The sequence below is a fragment of the Acinetobacter sp. ABJ_C4_1 genome (genome assembly GCF_044538495.1).
GTDB lineage: Bacteria > Pseudomonadota > Gammaproteobacteria > Pseudomonadales > Moraxellaceae > Acinetobacter > Acinetobacter nosocomialis_A.
The window spans coordinates 97,839-115,441 of sequence record NZ_JBIUCQ010000008.1 but is presented as its reverse complement, the minus strand read 5'-3'; the positions used below and the strand labels follow the sequence as shown (position 1 = coordinate 115,441).

Sequence of the window (17,603 nt, the reverse complement as noted above, 5' to 3'; positions counted from 1 at the left end):
CTTGTATTTCTTATGCAGGAATTGGGTACATCTGATCAATTGTCTGGGCTACAGCCACGACATTCTCAGCGTACATAATTGATGAATGGTCACCAGGCAAATCCACTTGTGTAAACGTTTCTTTGACCAGTTGATCCCAACCTAGACTTTCTCCAAAGTCTTCCTGCTCATCTTTGGCCTTAACCAAAAGAATTGGAAAATCTTCAGGGTCTGGGAAATAGGTTTGGAGTGCGATGCCATTCGCCAAATAGGTATCAAAGTAAAGTCGGAAATCTGATGGATCAGCATCGAGAGGCAGAACATTAATGGCTTTAGCTTCTTTAAGTACATGATCAAACATTTGATCTGGACTCAATTCACGCAAATATTGCGCTGGGATCGTTAACTTTTTGCCATAAGGTGCAGCCAAATCACGGGCGAACCAAGACAAAAGCATGGCATCGTCGGCATCTTCAGGCACATTTTCTGGAATTGGAGCACGAGTATCGATCATGACAATACCTGTGACCTGTTGCCCCATTTGACGCAACTGATGACTGATCTCATATGCAATCGCACCACCAAAACACCAGCCACCGAGGAAATAAGGTCCTTGAGGCTGCATCTTTTGCATTTCAGCAATATAGAGCATCGCCATTTCTTCAATCGCCACTTCCGCAGCATCGGCTTCAATCAGTCCAGGAGACTGAATAGCACGTAAGGTACGGTTCGGATTGAGATGACGCGAAAGCTCCATATAACAGAAGGTACTGCCACCAATTGGATGGAACAGCCACAGCGGTTGTTCATAGGTTCCACGGCGTAGTTCAATTACGATGGATGGCTTAATTTCTTTATTTTCGCGAATGATCTCACCCAGACGCTCCACAGTGGAGTACTGTGCCAACAAAGCAACTGACAGTTCGGTACCGAAAGCCTTTTTAAGATGGTTAACAAGCTTCACAGCTAATAGTGAATGCCCACCTAGTTCGAAGAAATCATCATGTATACCAACTCGCTTGACCGACAAGATCTGTTCAAAGGTAGTACACAGCTCGATTTCGATCGGATCACGCGGTGCAACATAATCATTGCTCTGCTCAAACACTGGCTCAGGAAATGCCTTACGATCCAACTTATTGTTGGCCGTCATTGGAAATTCATCCAATCGGATAAACGCACTTGGCACCATATAAGCTGGAAGATGGATTTGCATGGTCTTTTTCAAACCGGCAATATCAAGCTCTTGTCCAGTTACATATGCCACCAATTTCTGGTCATTGCCAGCTGTAGTCTTAACCAGCACTACTGCATCTGTGATACCGTCGATCTGTTTGAGAACATTCTCGATTTCACCTAATTCGATACGGAATCCACGGATTTTGACTTGAAAGTCTAGACGTCCATGATGAGTCAAACGTCCATCTGTACGCAGGCAGACTTTATCCCCTGTACGGTAGAGTCGACCAGCATTTGGTAGAGATGGCAATGTTCTAAATTGTGCATCTGTCAGTTCAGGTCGATGCCAGTAATCAACTGCCAGACCATCACCGCCAATCCAAAGCTCACCCATAACGCCTGGTGGAACTAAACGCTGCTGCTCATCAAGGACATAAAGCTGGGTATTCGCCAGTGGTTCACCTAAATCAATATACTTTGCATCGGTGATACGAGCTGCACTAGACCACACTGTAGTTTCAGTCGGACCATAGACATTCCATAGACAACCAACTTTATCCAGCAGTTTTTCTGCAAGAATGGTATCTAGCGCTTCGCCTCCACAGAGTGCAGTCAACCCTGCATTGCCGCCCCACTCGCTATCTAAGAGTATTTTCCAAGAAGCCGGTGTAGCCTGCAGAACATTGATAGACTTAGCATTTAGATAATCTACGAGCTGATTACCATCTTGTGATACTTCACGTGGGCATACATGCACCACACCGCCGTACATAAGCGGAATGAGTAATTCAAGAATTGAAATATCAAATGCATACGTGGTGATTGCTAACAACTGAGTTTCAGTCGTTACTTGCAATCTATCATTCATAGATAGCAAGAAATTGATAATTGAAGGATGCCCAATACGGACACCTTTAGGCTTACCTGTCGAGCCTGATGTGTACATCACATAAGCAATGTCACCAAAAGCAAGCGTCTCGCGCACTTGTTCAAGTGCCACAACACCAGCTTGATTGATATCTAAGCGAGGCACAGAACTGTTAAGAGCATCCATTAACTCGGTTTGAGTCAAGATGACTTTAGGTTCAGCATCTTCAATGATGTTCTGTAGACGTTCAGTTGGGAAATTAGGGTCCAATGGTACATAAGCTGCACCTGCCGCCCAGATTCCAAGGATTGCTGCTGGCAATAATGCTGTGCGGTCTAACATTAGACCTACACGATCGCCATGTGTAATGCCATGTGCACGCAAATATTCAGCAATACCCGCAATATGTTGACCTAACTCACGATAGCTAACCGTATGATCATTTGAGGTCAAAGCATGATTGTCACCACGCTCATCAATCTGCTTGAGAATCATTGCGAATAGATCATGCTGAGCATAATCAGTCGCCTTTCCACGGAGGGCCTCGAACTGGATACCATCTTTATAATCAGGTGCGATATCTAACTCAACGATCTTACGTTCAGGGTGAGCCACCATCTCAGATAGTACAGCTTGCAGCAGCTGTACCATATTTTCGGCAGACTGCGCAGAAAATAGATCAGTGTTGTATTTCAGTACACCAACAAGTTCACCTTGATATTCACCGCCCATTTCCAGCGTAATATCCAACTGTCCTTCTTGCTGGCGAACCGGAAAACTTCCTAACGTCAAATCTTGTCCAACTAAAGTGGCTGGAGTCTGAATTGGCAGAAGTAATTCTTTAAACTCATCCATCCCCCCTAGACGTTCCCAGAACATTCCTACCTGAGCCAATGGGTTAATACTGCCATCACGCTTTGGTGAAACAGCCTCAACTACTCTAGAAAAAGCAACTTTTTGATGCTTAAGGCTCTGTCTTAATTGTTCCTGAACCTGCTGGGTAAATTGACGTAACGTCAAATCAGCATCAATGTCCATCTGGATAGCTATTGTGTTGACGAACTGCCCCAATGCATTACGCAAAGAGCGTTCAAGTCGACCAGCTACAGGTGTAGCAATAACTAGATTATTTTCATTAGAGAGTTTGTGCAGCAGGATATAGAAACCAGATAGCACAAGTCCGAACAATGTGATCTCATAATCTTTCGCCAAATTTACAAGACCAGATGACACTGATTCAGGTACACGGAAAGCCAGTGAGCTACCCTTATGCTGCTGTACAGCTGGACGAGGATAATCAAGTGGAATGCTATGCACATGTGGTGCATGCTTCAGTGCATTTTTCCAGAAAATTAAACTTTCATCAGCATCATCGATTACGCTGCTCTGCTGCTTATCGGCATACTGTGCAAACTCAATTCCGTTCACTGTATCCGACTCTGCAACGAGTCCAAAACGTTTGCTGACGTCTCGTAGCAACAGACCAATTGACCAAAAATCCATGAGCGCATGATGAATCACAACGGCAATCACATAGTGATTTTGACCGCGTTCATAACAATGGATACGCCATAAAGGTGGCTGAGTCAGGTCAAACGGCTGCTTAGTATCCTGTTCAACCAATTGCGTCAAATCAGAAGCTTCAATATGACGAGCATCAGAAAAGATGATATTCGGATACACGCGATCCCAGATCAGTTGTTCAATCCCCTGATCATTGGCAGGCATGCTGACACGCAACAGCGGATAATCATGCATTACCGCTTCCAGAATCTCCATCGGCTTATTGCCTAATGGTTGGTTAACCTTCACATCAAAGGCCACCACCATATTGTAGGCACTGCAAGTTGGCTCTAGACGTTGGATGTACCAAATACCAAGCTGTTCCGCAGAAATCGCATGACGAGACAGAACTTCCGGTTCTAGTCGTGCAAGGTTGTTCATGAAGCAACTCCCTGTTGCAACTCAGAAACAAGATATTCAGCCAACGCATTGATAGTTGGGTAATCCCATAATAGTGTCGGCTCAAGCTCCAGTTTTGTCAGATCTTCTAAATCCCCAGACACAGACAAAGCAACGATCGAATCAAGACCGTAACTGGTAAACTTTTGGTCTGGATCAATCGTCTCAGGCTCTACGCGCATTTCTTTGGCTACTAGCGTACGAATGATTGCGCTCCAGTAAGCTTTATCTTTATTCATGGGGTAATTTCCTCTTTAACCGGTTTGGCATCACGTGGTGCCAGTGCAAAATCGATGACAGATAACATATGGTTGGTTGAAATTCGGTCTAGCAAGTCTGCCAATGTGCTTTCACGTAATGACGTCATTGGAGGAGCGGTCTGCCCTTCAGCGGCATTTAAGAAAATGATCAGCCATGCACCATCCTGTAAAGCAGGCCTTAAGCCATGACGGTTGAAGACCCAGAAACCCAGCACAGCAATGCGAGCAAACAACTCTGCATAACTACGCGCAAGACTAAAGCGCAAGGTTTCAAACTCTTTGCTTTGCTCAGAATTTGAGAAGTAATCCTGAATTTTTTGATCCAAAGAATGCTGTTCAACCAGAAGTTGGTTTGCTTGTTCACGTAGCGTGGTGAGTGTCTCAGCAGACAACCCTGCTGTGACATCGGCATCGTTGAGCATTTCGATGATTGTCCCTAGTGATTCCATCACCAAGTCACCATCTCGGTTGAAAATTTCAAGCTCGCGGAAATCAATAGCACCTGTCTCTACCTGCAAGTCATACAACTGGCGATAGCGTGCTTTAGCTTCGGCTTGGTTGAGATGGTCAGCTTTTTTGCTACGACCTTTATTGGCAGATTTGAGCTGGAAACTCAGGCTGTCTAGACAGACGGTGCTACTACCGTCAAACACACTAACAATTAGATGGTCTCTGAATGCTTTCTGATACATACCATCCGCATATGCATTTCTTAAGAAAAAACGCGACCCAAGCACTGAAGAAGTGATCTTGGCGAGTGACTCTACATACTCAGGTACGAGAACTTTGACGATTGGTGACCATGTACTGAACTGATTGATACAAACGTGTAACCCACGCGCACCAACGAGTGATAACACCTCAGCTGCTAAAAGGTAGGCATAGGCTGTCGCGAGTTGCTCACGTACCAACGGTATGCTTATTACTTTTTTGTTATATAACTCGCGTTCAATAGCAAACTCGGTCGCGATACGTAGCATGGTATCGCCAGCACCAAGAGAGAAGCTACTGCAATATGCACGTGTTACCTGTAGGGTCTTAAGACCAAGCTCTAACCCTTGGCCTTCTTCACCGATCAAAGCATCTTTGTGAATTTCAGCATTGTTAAAGCCAATCCCACTGATATCTAGCCCACGCATACCCACTGTTGGCAGGCGGTTCAGGCTATACGTTCCTTTAGAAGCCATATGACGCTTATCGAGCCAGAAAGCACTTAAACTACGTGGTCCACGATCATTCGATGTTTTAGCGATCAGACTTAAAGAGTCACCTAAAGTGGCACGATTGATCGACCATTTTTCGCCATTTAAGACATATTTGCTCTCGGCAGATTGTGCTGTCACTTCACTAGATAGCAGATCGGCACCATGAGCTTTCTCGCTATAAGCCAGCGCTGGAGCAGCACCACTCAAAATTCGACTAGCAATATTTTGGCATTGGTTCTCATTACCACCGATCCATACAATCACGGACCAAGCATTCGTGCTATAGGTCGAATTGATGGTTAGATCACGTCGTGCCAACACACGATGTAGATATAACAACTCTTCACCAATTTCCATGCGACCTCCAAGCTCTGAAGGCACATAGAAACGGTTCATACCCACTGCATTTAGAAAATCAACAGCTCGCTGAGGATATTGCTCTTTCTCATCGCGCTCGATAGCTGCGGACCAAGAAAAATCATTATTAGTATCATGTACGGAGCCTAAAATTTGCTCCAGACGAGCGGCAGATTGAAACTGCCGCAAATTGGACGTAAGTGACATGGATTTTCACTCAAGATGATTAAAGGGTAAGGATTAAAACAAAGCACTTTTCAGACGATTAAAAATCAACGTGCGTACTTCACGTTCCTTGATCATTGAGTTGAGTAGATTGGAGCTATAACGAATCAGCTGCCCCCGCTGCTCACGATCACGGATGACTTCTAAGCCGTTCTTGACATAGTTTCGAGCAATCACCGTTCTACGGTTTGGATGGGTTAAACAGACCAGTTGACCGCGTTCGATCTGCTCTTTAATTTTTCTTCTTCTGATTTTGCCGCTCGTGGTCTTATTTATTCGGCCTTGATGTAATAAATAGACACTGTCTACAGGCAAGCCAATGTCAGCCGCCACTTGTTCTTTGACCTGAGTTCTGATGGTTTCAAAATTAAGAGTTTTATCTAATGACTTCTTTTTGATTTCAAGTACAACTGTAACACCATCAGAGTCAGCAAAATTTACTGCTGCAACACAACCTTTACGAACAGCAGGATGTGCCGTTTCAACAGAGCACTCGATGTCTTGCGGGTAATAGTTCTTACCACGGATAATAATCACATCCTTAAGACGGCCAGTTACATACAGGTCTCCATCTTTAATAAAGCCCATATCACCCGTTCTTAAGTAATACTCTTTACTCGGCTGATCTGCCTCATCAAGGATAGTTGCTTCAAAGGTTTCCTGATTGACCTCTGGCTTCTGCCAGTAGCCTGCTGTAACACTCTCTCCTGCTAGCCAGATTTCACCGACTTCATGAGCTGCTACTTCTTTACGGGTATGCGGATTGACGATGCGGCAATCAATGTGTGCCGAGATCTTGCCACAACTCACCACTTGCACCGCGGTCTGATCCTGACTGGTCTGTACCAAGTGAGCATTTAACTTGTCACGATCAAGCGAAATTGCATTGAGTGGACCAGTTACACCACTGACCAAGAGCGTCACCTCTGCCAAGCCATAGCATGGCAAGAAAGTATCCAGTTTCAATTTCGATTGAGTATTGAACTTCTCCATGAAACGCTGCATGACATGCGCCTTGATTGGCTCTGCACCGTTAAACAGCACACGCACATGGCTTAGATCAAGCGCTGCTGCATCTTCATCCGAGATGCGATGCAAGCACAATTCATACGCAAAATTTGGTCCGCCACTGATCGTGACGCCTTTTTCACTAATGAATTGTAGCCATTTAAGAGGTTTTCGAATGAAGTCTAGTGGCGACATCACATAGCAGGTCAAACCAACATATACGGTCTGCAAAACTGAGCCAATTAACCCCATGTCGTGATAAACAGGCAGCCATGTCAGGCCAATATCATCAGGTTGTGTACAAAAAGCTTCAGCAATCATGGCTTCATTTGCCATAATATTTTTGTGGGTGACAATTACACCTTTAGGCCAACCTGTTGATCCTGAAGTGTATTGAAGGAAGCAAACGTCATCTGCATCAATATATGGAAAATCTTTTTCCACCAAGTCACGCTGAAATTCGGCGTCAACCGCATGTAGTATTAAACTTTCATTTTGAGCTTTTAATGTGATTAGACCTGATAGCTCAAGAATTTTTTTTGTTGTGAGTACTATCTTTGGTTCACAGTCATTCATAATATTCAAAATATTAGAAAAACCATTACGATTAAACGGCAAGCTAACTGGTACTGCGATAATTTTAGCTTTCAGACAAGCAAAGAACGATACGATAAAGTCTAGCCCAGGCTCGAACAGCAACACTGCACGCTCACCGCTGTCCACAAGGTTCATTAATATCTGAGCTTGGTGTTGAACTCGCTCGTTCAGATCTGCATACGTTAGAGATTGAATACCACCAGATTGGCGTCCCAAATACTCGAAAGCAGTTTTACCTCCCTGTAAATTTGCATGGGATTCCAAAGTTGCAATGATATTATCCGTACACATTACAGCCATAACTTACTCCGATTAATTATAATTAACCCTTAAAACCTGCTCATTCAGAAATTAAATTTCTAGCTGGGTTTTTAAATAAAAAATGAATATACTTTTTGTTTAAAATATAAATTCACATTATATTTTATGTGCGAGTGTTTTTTATTACACCTGTAAGTGTTTACAGGTTGGATGTGATTTATCAAAAATTAAGAAGCCAGACCGCTTTCACAAATCATTTTTTATTCAGTTATATATTTTTAATTCTTGTATTAATTAAACTTAATACTCAATCTTTACTCTTAATTTAGATATTACAAAGCTAAAATTTTGATGTTTTTTTAATCTTAAAATCTGTGCTCAATTGTAACTCTTCTCTTACCTAACTTTTAATTTTAGATGGTTATATGTGACATAATTCATCATTTTTATGATGACAGGTTATTCAAGCATAAAGTACCTACTCTCTCGTTCCCCTTTATTTTCAAGGGTCAAGTATTAAATTGAAATCATCTAATCAGTATTTTAGTGATTGAAAAGCATCTCATGTGCAACCAAGATACAAGTTCCACAATTAATCTATTTAATTTATATGATTATTTATAAATCATTAGAAGGTTATAGCAGGAATCCTAATATAAATAACTTCTCTCTAAAAAATAAATTTTATTATTTTTTAATAACCAAAATTTAAAATAAAACCTTACACTTTATTTAATTTAAAAACATTTTAATTATTAATTTATCTTAAGTTTAAAAACTATTTTAAATATTTAATTAACCCAATTTAAAATAAAACATTACAACTAATTATTTTTAAATTTTAATATTAATTTTTTATTATTTATCTCTATAAAAGCCCAAGCATTACAGCCCGAATAGCCGCTGAGATTTTATTGTTCACATTTAACTTTTGCATCGAATTACAGAGATGGAAATTTACCGTCCTTTCCGTCACCCCAAGAATCTGCGCGATCTCTGCTGACGTTTTACCCTCAGCAGTCCAACGTAGCGCCTCTTTTTCTCGGTTCGTTAAATAAAGATTAAACTGAGAGAACTCTACATCATTTACAATTTTAGCAATGCTGGAATGCACTGTTTGGGTCAACCAGTACATATTTGTATATTGTGCTTTTTGCTCTTTTTCTGATAATTGGTCGGCAGATCTTGCGAGTGTTAACATTCCTCTCGTCCCAATAAAATCACGGCTTGACTGAGCCCAACCAACATTTAAACCATAAGAACGTGCCTCCTCCCAGAACTCTTTTTCTTCTTGTGTCTTTGCACATTGGCTGGACCATACAAGAGGTTGAAGTGAGACCATACAATGCTGCACGGTTGGGTCCACCTTCACATAGCGTTGCTCTACATAACGCTTCTGCCATGCTTGAGGGTAATTATTCAACATAATCGTTTTTGGTTCAGCAATAGATAAGGGTGACTGCATACCATAAGCACAATAATCAAATCCAAGCTTTAAAGCTGTAGATTTAACTACTTCAAACAGCTCATCTTCATCTTGTACGATCAGAAATGCTGATAATAAATCCTCTTGCCAACTTTCCATTTGCGCTCATTAGACTCCATTCACAAATCATTTTTGTCAGTTGCATCTTGTGAATTCAAGTGATCAAATTGAAGCGTAGGCCTAATTTTTACCTTTATTTCAATAAAGCTCTGCAAGAATCTAAAAGATTTTAGGTTCCAAAAATATGTTCAATACCTAATCTTCTTTTATTGATTTCTCAATTGCAGATTTTGAATTCATCATCTAATTAACAACACTTTCAAGCCTGATATGGTTGCAAATTATTCAGATAAACTAAATTTCTGAAAGCTTTTAAGGTTGTTATATCCGTGTGCAGATTATGCTTGAAAATTTAAATTTTACAGGATGCATTTTATTCCAAAAAACAACTATTTTTAAATTAATGAAAGCAGCTTATTATTTATTCTTGTGAGTATATTTTTATTAATTTAATTAAATAATATCTCCCACTAATGGTCCAAGTGATATAATTTTACCACTTATTATATATTGAAACTAAAAACATCCATAATGATCTAGCAAATCAAATAATTAGGTTATGACTTCTCTTAGTTATAATTATTATTTTAATAATGAGAATAGATGCTATTTACAAAATTTATAACAAACTAAGCCTATGGAGCATTTTTTAAAAGTAATTTTCATATTAAAACTACAAAATTTTCAATTTTACATAAGCAAACCTTAATACTTAAACAAGTCTCTAATAAGTAAAGCTTAACGGTGTAAGGTATCAAATTATATCTAACCTGTTAAACATAACAGTATTTAATTGGCAATAATTTATGTTATTTATCAATAGATTCCTAATTCAGGTTGCTTGAACAGGTAGCATGGCCAGCATCCCCCCTCATTTTCCAATCTCAACAGATGGTTTTATTCGCATGAATGAAAACCAGCTTATGAATTACCCTTTCCAACACGTCATATCTATTATTGAGTCTACACACATTAAAGAGTCTCAAATTATCTATTATGGTTTTACTGAATGGGCCACATTAAAGACCCCAGCTTTAAGTACCGGATGGGACTGGGAGTTCGTAGAGCAAAATGGTTTTGCTAGCTTAAAACGAATTGGCCTACCCAGAAGCAATATCATGATTGTTGATGTGTCTGGTACAGATATTGGATTTGATGTTACTGAAACACTAATTGAAAGAAAAATAGATACTCTGTTTTGGGAACAGTTCATTTATGCTCAAATCAATGCAACATTAACAAAGTCTAAATTAAGTCTGAATTTCTCTTAGAAACCTGTAAATTTTTACAGTTACCGCCTTCCCAGCTGTTCAGTAAAGTCACATCAAAAATAAGTGGAAGCACTTGTAATGAACATTATTGCTGGATTTCAAAACAATTTTTCAGAAGGCTTATATACCAAATTTAAAAGTTACCGTTACAGGGTATTTGTTGAACATTTGGGATGGGAGTTAAATTGTCCACATAATGAAGAACTAGATCAATTTGATAAAATCGATACAGCTTATGTGGTTGCTCAAGATAGAGAGTCCAATATTATTGGCTGTGCCAGACTATTACCTACGACTCAACCCTATTTATTAGGTGAAATATTTCCTCAATTACTCAATGGAATGCCTATTCCCTGCTCACCAGAAATTTGGGAACTCTCAAGATTCTCTGCTGTAGATTTCTCGAATCCACCTACAACAGCGAGTCAAGCAGTGTCATCGCCAGTTTCTATTGCAATTCTGCAAGAAGCGATTAACTTTGCAAGAGCACAAGGGGCCAAACAACTTATTACGACCTCTCCTCTTGGTGTAGAGCGTTTATTACGTGCGGCTGGTTTTCGTGCCCATCGTGCAGGACCACCAATGACGATTGATGGATATTCGATGTTTGCATGTTTAATTGATGTCTAATTGTTTAAAGGTTAACTCTTGCTGCTTTAGCATGAGTTAACCTATCTCTCTATAACCAAGAAATATACATACCACCGAGACAAAAATAACGCGTATTAATCAGTCTTGGTTTTTAAATTTAAGTTTACTTTTTTATGATAATCCTCATCCGTTTTAGTCGTCCAGTCACGCGGCATAAAGGAGGTCGATATAATGGCAACGATAGCCATACTTCCAATATAAAGCATAATTAAATATGGATTACCTTGCCCAACACTAAGCAGTTTAGTGGCAATCATCGGTGCTAAACCACCGCCTAATACACCAGCCAACTGTACCGAAATAGAGATTCCGCTGTAGCGAATTTCCGCAGGAAATTGACGGGCGAAAAGCTGAGCTTGTGGTGCATACATAATCGGGAAAACCACGCCAATTGCTAACACAATTGCTGTCCAGACGAGTACCGGATCTTTTGTGTTGAGCATGGTGAAAAATGGATAGCAGTAAAGTGCCAATATGCATAAACCAAACATGAACATATTGCGTTGACCCACTTTATCTGACAAATGTCCACATAATGGTGTCATAAATAGAATGACTATTGCACCGCAAATGGTAGCAAACAAAATGTCTTGGCGTGCGATACCAAGTTGCGCAGTGGTATAAGCCAATGTAAAGGTTGAGGCAATATAGAACCATGCGTTTTCGGCAGCACGAGCTAAAATAATGGTAATAAGTTGCTTTGGATGATTTTTAAAAACCTGTAAGGCAGGAACTTTGACTTCTTCGGACTGCTGTTTTACTTTTTCAAAATCTGGTGACTCTGGTACTTTCACCCGAATGTACCAACCTACTGCTAGTAAAATAATGCTGGCAAGAAATGGTAAACGCCACCCCCAGCTAAACAGTGCTTGTTCAGGTAATAACGACACCAGCCCTAATGCAATTGAGGCTAGCATTAAACCGCCACCTGTACTGGCTTGAGGCAAACTTCCCCAGAACCCTTTACCGCCTTCGGGTGCATGTTCAACGGCCATAAGCACAGCACCGCCCCATTCACCGCCCATTGCCATCCCTTGAATGAATCGTAAGACAACCAAACAAATTGCAGCCCAGTAACCAATTGATTCGTAAGTTGGTAATAAGCCAATCAGTACGGTTGGGATCCCCATGAGCATCAAGGTCAGTAGCAACATCGATTTACGGCCAATCTTGTCACCAAAGTGACCAAAGACTAAGCCGCCTAATGGTCTCCCAATAAACCCAACGGCATAGGTGGCAAATGCAGCGAGCACGCCAGTAAGTGCATCTAGATTTGGGAAAAATAATTTATTAAAAATCAGCGCTGCTGCCGCACCGTAAATAAAAAAGTCATACCACTCAATGGTGGTGCCGACCATGCTTGAGATGCCTGCTAATCGATGTGACGACTTTTTAGTATTTGAACCGTTTCCATGTATTGATTGCATCGTAATATCCTTTTTAGATTTTCTTGTTTTATCTTTTTTATGCTTATGACCAGCCCTGACCATAAGCATTTTCAGGTCTCGCTTTATCTCCTTAAGCTTTTTAGAGTTGCGTAATAAGGCTTAGCTCAATTTTTCTAAAATTGGCTCAAATTTCGAATTACGTTCTTGCCACTGTGGTTGTTTGTCTTTATCGACAATGAGAGCACGGACACCTTCAATAAAGTCACCATGCTCAAACCAGATATCCTGTAAATCACGTTCAAGCTGCATACACTGCTGTAGCGAAAGCCCACGACCTAAATGTTGCAGTTTCAAACTGGTTTGTTTGGCTATAAATGAGCGCTGCTGCAAAATGCTGAGCATCTTACTTGCCCAAGTCTTTAAGCTTTCATCTTGTTCATTTTTAAGACTTTGCTCGATTTCATCTAAATGCTGATATCCGAAGTGTTTACGAATACCTTCAGCTAATTGTTTGAGTTCACTTTCGGCAGGGCGAGTAATAAATCGGGTAATGATGCGTTCAATTCCCTCTTTACTTAAACTTGGTGCCTCAACAAGAGCATCTTGTAAAGCTTGTAACTGTTCGCTTGGCACATGGTAGTCAATTAAATCGAGATAGAGCGCATCGCTGCTGCTGATCTGCTCGCCCGTAATTGCCATATAAACGCCAATATCATCAAGGCGAGACAGGAAATGCGTTGCACCAACGTCTGGGAAAAAGCCAATCGCTGTTTCAGGCATAGCAAATCTAGACTTTTCGCTGCTCACCACAATGTGACAAGCCTGAGCCAAGCCAAAACCACCACCTAATACATAGCCATCAAGTACAACAATGACTGGCTTTGTATATTCACGCAGTACATTCAGCATTTTATATTCGGCACTAAAGTAGCCTTTGTAGTCGGCCGTGCCATTTTTATAACTGTCATAGAGATAGCGAATATCACCACCTGCACAGAAGGCTTTTGGGCTATTTGATTTTATTAAGATTGCTTGAACAGCAGCATCATTTCGCCACAGTTCCAATTGGGCACCAATACTTTTGATCATATCTAGCGACAATGCATTGAGATGAGTCACACGGTCTAAGGTAATCACGCCGAGCTTACCTTGTCGCTCAATCATTAAGTGATTTTCTGTATTCATTTTATTGACCTCTTATTGATTTTTAAAATTTGGCTTTCGTTTTTCAACGAATGCCTGCATTCCTTCTTTTTGGTCAAATGTTGCAAATATTGAATGGAACATACGTCTTTCAAAACGCAAGCCTTCCGTAAGGTTTACTTCAAAAGCTCGGTTAATGGTTTCTTTAAGCATCATGTTTGCAGTTAAAGAGCGTGCCGCAATTTTTTCAGCTGCTTGCAAGGTTTGTTCAAGTAATTCTTCTTTGCTAAACACACGTGCGACTAAACCACTTTGCTCTGCTTCTACAGCGCCCATTTGACGAGCGGTAAAACACATTTCCATTGCTTTGGCTTTACCAATGGCATGGGTTAAGCGTTGTGTGCCACCAATACCCGGAATTACCCCTAAGGTCACTTCGGGTAAGCCAAACTTGGCGTTGTCGGCACAATAAATAAAATCACACATAAGCGCCAATTCACAGCCACCACCTAACGCATAGCCACTCACCGCTGCAATTAGAGGTTTACGGCGCTGTGCAATACGGTCTGCAAGATGGAAAAAGTCATCAAAATAAATATCTGGAAATGCCAAATCAGCCATTTCTTTAATGTCTGCACCTGCGGCAAAAGCTTTTTCAGAACCTGCCAATACGATGCAACCAATTTCGCGGTCTTTTTCGAGCTGATCTAATGCCTGATTAATTTCACTAATTAATTCGCTGTTTAAAGCATTGAGCGCTTGAGGGCGATTTAATGTAATCAGTCCAACCCCATTACGCTTTTCTAATAAAATACTTTGCCACTGCATTATTTATTCCTTGTTCTGATTTTATAGACTACGTGCGATGACTAAACGCTGGATATCACTTGTGCCTTCGTAAATTTGACAAATACGCGCATCACGATAAATACGTTCAATTGGGAAATCTCTGAGGTAACCATAGCCACCAAACACTTGTAGCGCACTTGAGCACACGCGCTCAGTCATTTCTGAAGCAAATAACTTGGCCATAGAAGCTTCGTTGAGACACGGTTGACCTGCTTCTTTTAAACGCGCAGCGTAGTGAACCAGTTGTCTCGCTGCTTCAATTTCAGTTGCCATGCTGGCAAGGCGAAACGCGATGGTTTGATGCTCAAAAATTGGTTTTCCAAAAGTAATACGCTCTTTGGCATAGCGAGTCGCTTCTTCGAGCGCCGCACGTGCTAGACCGACTGCTTGTGCAGCAATACCAATACGTCCACCTTCTAAATTGGCAAGAGCAATTTTCAGGCCCTCACCTTCTTTGCCAAGCATCAGGCTTTTATGAATACGCACATCGGTCAGCGCAATCTGACACGTATCTGAAGCATGCAGGCCTAACTTTTCTTCAACACGAATCACTTCGTAACCCGGTGTTTCGCGTGGGACTAAAAATGCACTAATGCCCTTTTTACCCGCGCTCGGATCAGTCACTGCAAACACAATAATGACACCCGCATTATCACCCGAGGTAATAAACTGCTTGGCACCATTTAAGATGTAATCATCGCCATCTTTCACCGCTCGGGTTTTAAGAGCTGCCGCATCTGAGCCAGTATGTGGTTCGGTTAAAGCAAAAGCACCGATCATTTCACCTTGTGCCAGAGGTTTTAAAAAACGCTCTTTTTGCTCATCAGTACCAAATTTTAAAATAGGCACACAGCCAACCGAGTTATGTACGCTCATGATGGTTGAGGTTGCGCCATCTGCTGCCGCAACTTCTTCGAGGGCTAGTACATAGGCTAAGTTACCCGTGTCTGAACCGCCCCATTGCTCTGAAACAAGCATACCCATAAAACCGAGTTGCCCCATTTGAGTCAATGTGTCTTTCGGGAATGTCCCGTCTCGATCCCAATCGCTGGCATGAGGCTTAATTTGTTCTTGGGCGAAACTTTTCGCCATATCACGAATGAGTAATTGTTCTTCGGTAAATTGCATTATTATTTCCTTTACCCTGCTTTAGCTTGTTGTTTAGCAATTTCTTGATTACGCAATAAAAAGCGCTGAATTTTGCCACTTGGAGTTTTAGGTAATTCACTCACAAATTCAACTAAACGTGGGTAAGCATGAGCAGAAAGTCGTCTTTTAACAAACTGGCTGAGTTCTTCAGCAAGTGCCTCTGTAGGCTGAACACCCGTAGCTAAAATCACAAATGCTTTCACAACTTCGGTACGGTCTGGGTCAGGCACACCAATCACTGCGGCCTCAACCACTGCATCATGTTCAAGTAGTGCGCTTTCCACATCAAAAGGTCCAATCCGATAACCTGATGTGGTGATTACATCATCGCTGCGTCCTACAAAGCTCATACTGCCATCGGCATGTAACTCGGCAGTATCGCCCGTTAAATAGTAATGACCAACAAAAGGCGATTTTCGGCTTTCTTTATAGCCACCAAACCACATCATTGGAGACTGGCTAATGTCGACTGCTAAAATTCCCGGTGTGTCTGGCGGAAGTTCCTCACCTTGTTCATTAACAATCGCAACACGATAGCCCGGACTTGGAAAACCTGCTGAACCAGCATGAATTTCATGTCTTAAACCATGATGATTACACACCACCATGCCCACTTCAGTTTGCCCATAGTGGTCATAAATTGGAGCATCAAGGACTTGTTTAAACCAACGAATTACTTCCGGATTTAGCGGCTCTCCTGCACTACTCACCACACGGAATTGTCCTTTTAACGGCGCCATTTGTGCCGGATCAGCTGCCATCATCATGCGGTAAGCGGTTGGTGCACCTGCCAAGTTGTTAACTTTATAATCTTTCACAATTTGGCATAAGCTATCTGTGCTGAACCCACCTTCATAAAACAAAGTAGCGTGGCCCAAGAATAATGGCCCAGTAATCGCATAGTACAAACCATACGCCCAACCCGGATCGGCAATATTCCAAAACGAGTCCTCTTCGGTTAAACCAATGGCATCTTGCATATATCGACCAAAAGCAATCAGTGCTTTTAATGGCACTTCCAATGGTTTCGCTGGCCCTGTAGTGCCTGAAGTAAACATGAGCAAGAAAGGATCTTGGATGCTACGCATGACTAGATCACATTGATCAGACTGCTGCTTTACTTCATTCCAAAAGTTAAAATCGCCTGCTTTAAGCGGGGTGCCTTGTGCGTCGGCCATCGTCACAATTGCAGGGCAATTTTCAATTTCATCGAGCTTGCTACGGTTACCCATATCGGTCACCACCAGCTTACTTTGTGCAAGCTGAATACGGTGCTCAATCGCTTTTGGGCCAAATGCAGTAAATAGAGGTTGGTACACCGCACCAATTCTCCAAGCCGCCAAAATAGTCACAATCAGTTCAGGTGTTCTTGGCAATAAGCCTGAAATACGGTCACCCGCTTTCACACCTTGTGATTTTAAAAAGTTAGCAAACTGACTCGACCATTCTTTTAGTTCACGGAAGGTGTATTGCTCTTTTCGTCCGTCTTTCCCTTGCCAATACAGCGCGATTTTGTCGCCATCTGCATGTCTATCACAGCATTCATAACAAGCGTTCAGTGCATCGAGTGAACCTGACAACATCTGTTTGGCAGTGCTTTCTAAATCGAAAGTCTGTGCAGCATTTTGATAATCCATCATATCTTTTCCCTCAGTCCGGATTTGTTGTTATTCACGACAGGGTTTGATTTATTGGTTTAAAGCCA

At 41.6% G+C, this 17,603-nt stretch carries 12 protein-coding genes; 2 read left to right on the top strand and 10 right to left on the bottom strand.

What is annotated here, in order from left to right; translation table 11 throughout:
• Window positions 1-10: 10 nt before the first annotated feature.
• The 5 genes from ACIF8R_RS11645 to abaR all read right to left on the bottom strand — a co-directional run bounded on the left by ACIF8R_RS11645 (window position 11) and on the right by abaR (window position 9,486).
• Window positions 11-3,970 (bottom strand): amino acid adenylation domain-containing protein, encoded by a 3,960-nt coding sequence (locus tag ACIF8R_RS11645; RefSeq protein WP_396480880.1) that lies wholly within the window; start codon window positions 3,968-3,970, stop codon window positions 11-13.
• Complete coding sequence (locus ACIF8R_RS11640; RefSeq protein WP_001030690.1) at window positions 3,967-4,227, bottom strand: acyl carrier protein; 261 nt, start codon at window positions 4,225-4,227, stop codon at window positions 3,967-3,969. The genes ACIF8R_RS11645 and ACIF8R_RS11640 overlap by 4 nt, the downstream gene beginning before the upstream one ends.
• On the bottom strand, window positions 4,224-5,999 hold the full coding sequence (locus tag ACIF8R_RS11635) for an acyl-CoA dehydrogenase (RefSeq protein ID WP_396463865.1): 1,776 nt from the start codon (window positions 5,997-5,999) through the stop codon (window positions 4,224-4,226). Before ACIF8R_RS11635 ends, ACIF8R_RS11640 begins: the two co-directional genes overlap by 4 nt.
• Window positions 6,000-6,050: 51 nt before the next feature.
• Window positions 6,051-7,940 carry a fatty acyl-AMP ligase gene (locus tag ACIF8R_RS11630; RefSeq protein WP_396463852.1) on the bottom strand — a complete coding sequence of 630 codons (1,890 nt, stop codon included), beginning with the start codon at window positions 7,938-7,940 and terminating at the stop codon, window positions 6,051-6,053.
• An 829-nt stretch (window positions 7,941-8,769) separates the two neighbouring features.
• Window positions 8,770-9,486, bottom strand: coding sequence for a LuxR family transcriptional regulator AbaR (abaR, locus tag ACIF8R_RS11625; RefSeq protein WP_396480878.1), 717 nt, complete (start codon window positions 9,484-9,486; stop codon window positions 8,770-8,772).
• Between the two features lie 815 nt (window positions 9,487-10,301).
• Between abaR and ACIF8R_RS11620 the strand changes: the two genes are divergently transcribed.
• Window positions 10,302-10,718: a DUF4902 domain-containing protein gene (locus tag ACIF8R_RS11620; protein WP_396463277.1), complete on the top strand. Its 417-nt coding sequence runs from the start codon at window positions 10,302-10,304 to the stop codon at window positions 10,716-10,718.
• A 63-nt stretch (window positions 10,719-10,781) separates the two neighbouring features.
• Window positions 10,782-11,348, top strand: coding sequence for an acyl-homoserine-lactone synthase AbaI (gene abaI / locus ACIF8R_RS11615; RefSeq protein ID WP_396480876.1), 567 nt, complete (start codon window positions 10,782-10,784; stop codon window positions 11,346-11,348).
• Between the two features lie 95 nt (window positions 11,349-11,443).
• Here abaI and ACIF8R_RS11610 read toward each other — a convergent pair whose 3' ends face one another.
• From ACIF8R_RS11610 to ACIF8R_RS11590, 5 genes are all read right to left on the bottom strand, one after another.
• The gene (locus ACIF8R_RS11610; protein WP_396480874.1) at window positions 11,444-12,796 is read right to left on the bottom strand and encodes an MFS transporter; all 1,353 of its coding nucleotides are present in this window, start codon (window positions 12,794-12,796) and stop codon (window positions 11,444-11,446) included.
• A gap of 120 nt (window positions 12,797-12,916) precedes the next feature.
• The gene (locus ACIF8R_RS11605) at window positions 12,917-13,942 is read right to left on the bottom strand and encodes an enoyl-CoA hydratase/isomerase family protein (RefSeq protein WP_396480872.1); all 1,026 of its coding nucleotides are present in this window, start codon (window positions 13,940-13,942) and stop codon (window positions 12,917-12,919) included.
• Window positions 13,943-13,954: 12 nt separating this feature from the next.
• Window positions 13,955-14,728 carry an enoyl-CoA hydratase gene (locus ACIF8R_RS11600; RefSeq protein WP_005309095.1) on the bottom strand — a complete coding sequence of 258 codons (774 nt, stop codon included), beginning with the start codon at window positions 14,726-14,728 and terminating at the stop codon, window positions 13,955-13,957.
• Between the two features lie 21 nt (window positions 14,729-14,749).
• A complete protein-coding gene (locus ACIF8R_RS11595; protein WP_151828019.1) occupies window positions 14,750-15,877 on the bottom strand; it encodes an acyl-CoA dehydrogenase family protein in 1,128 nt (375 codons plus the stop codon).
• An 11-nt stretch (window positions 15,878-15,888) separates the two neighbouring features.
• Window positions 15,889-17,538 (bottom strand): AMP-binding protein, encoded by a 1,650-nt coding sequence (locus ACIF8R_RS11590; RefSeq protein ID WP_396480869.1) that lies wholly within the window; start codon window positions 17,536-17,538, stop codon window positions 15,889-15,891.
• Between the last annotated feature and the right edge of the window lie 65 nt (window positions 17,539-17,603).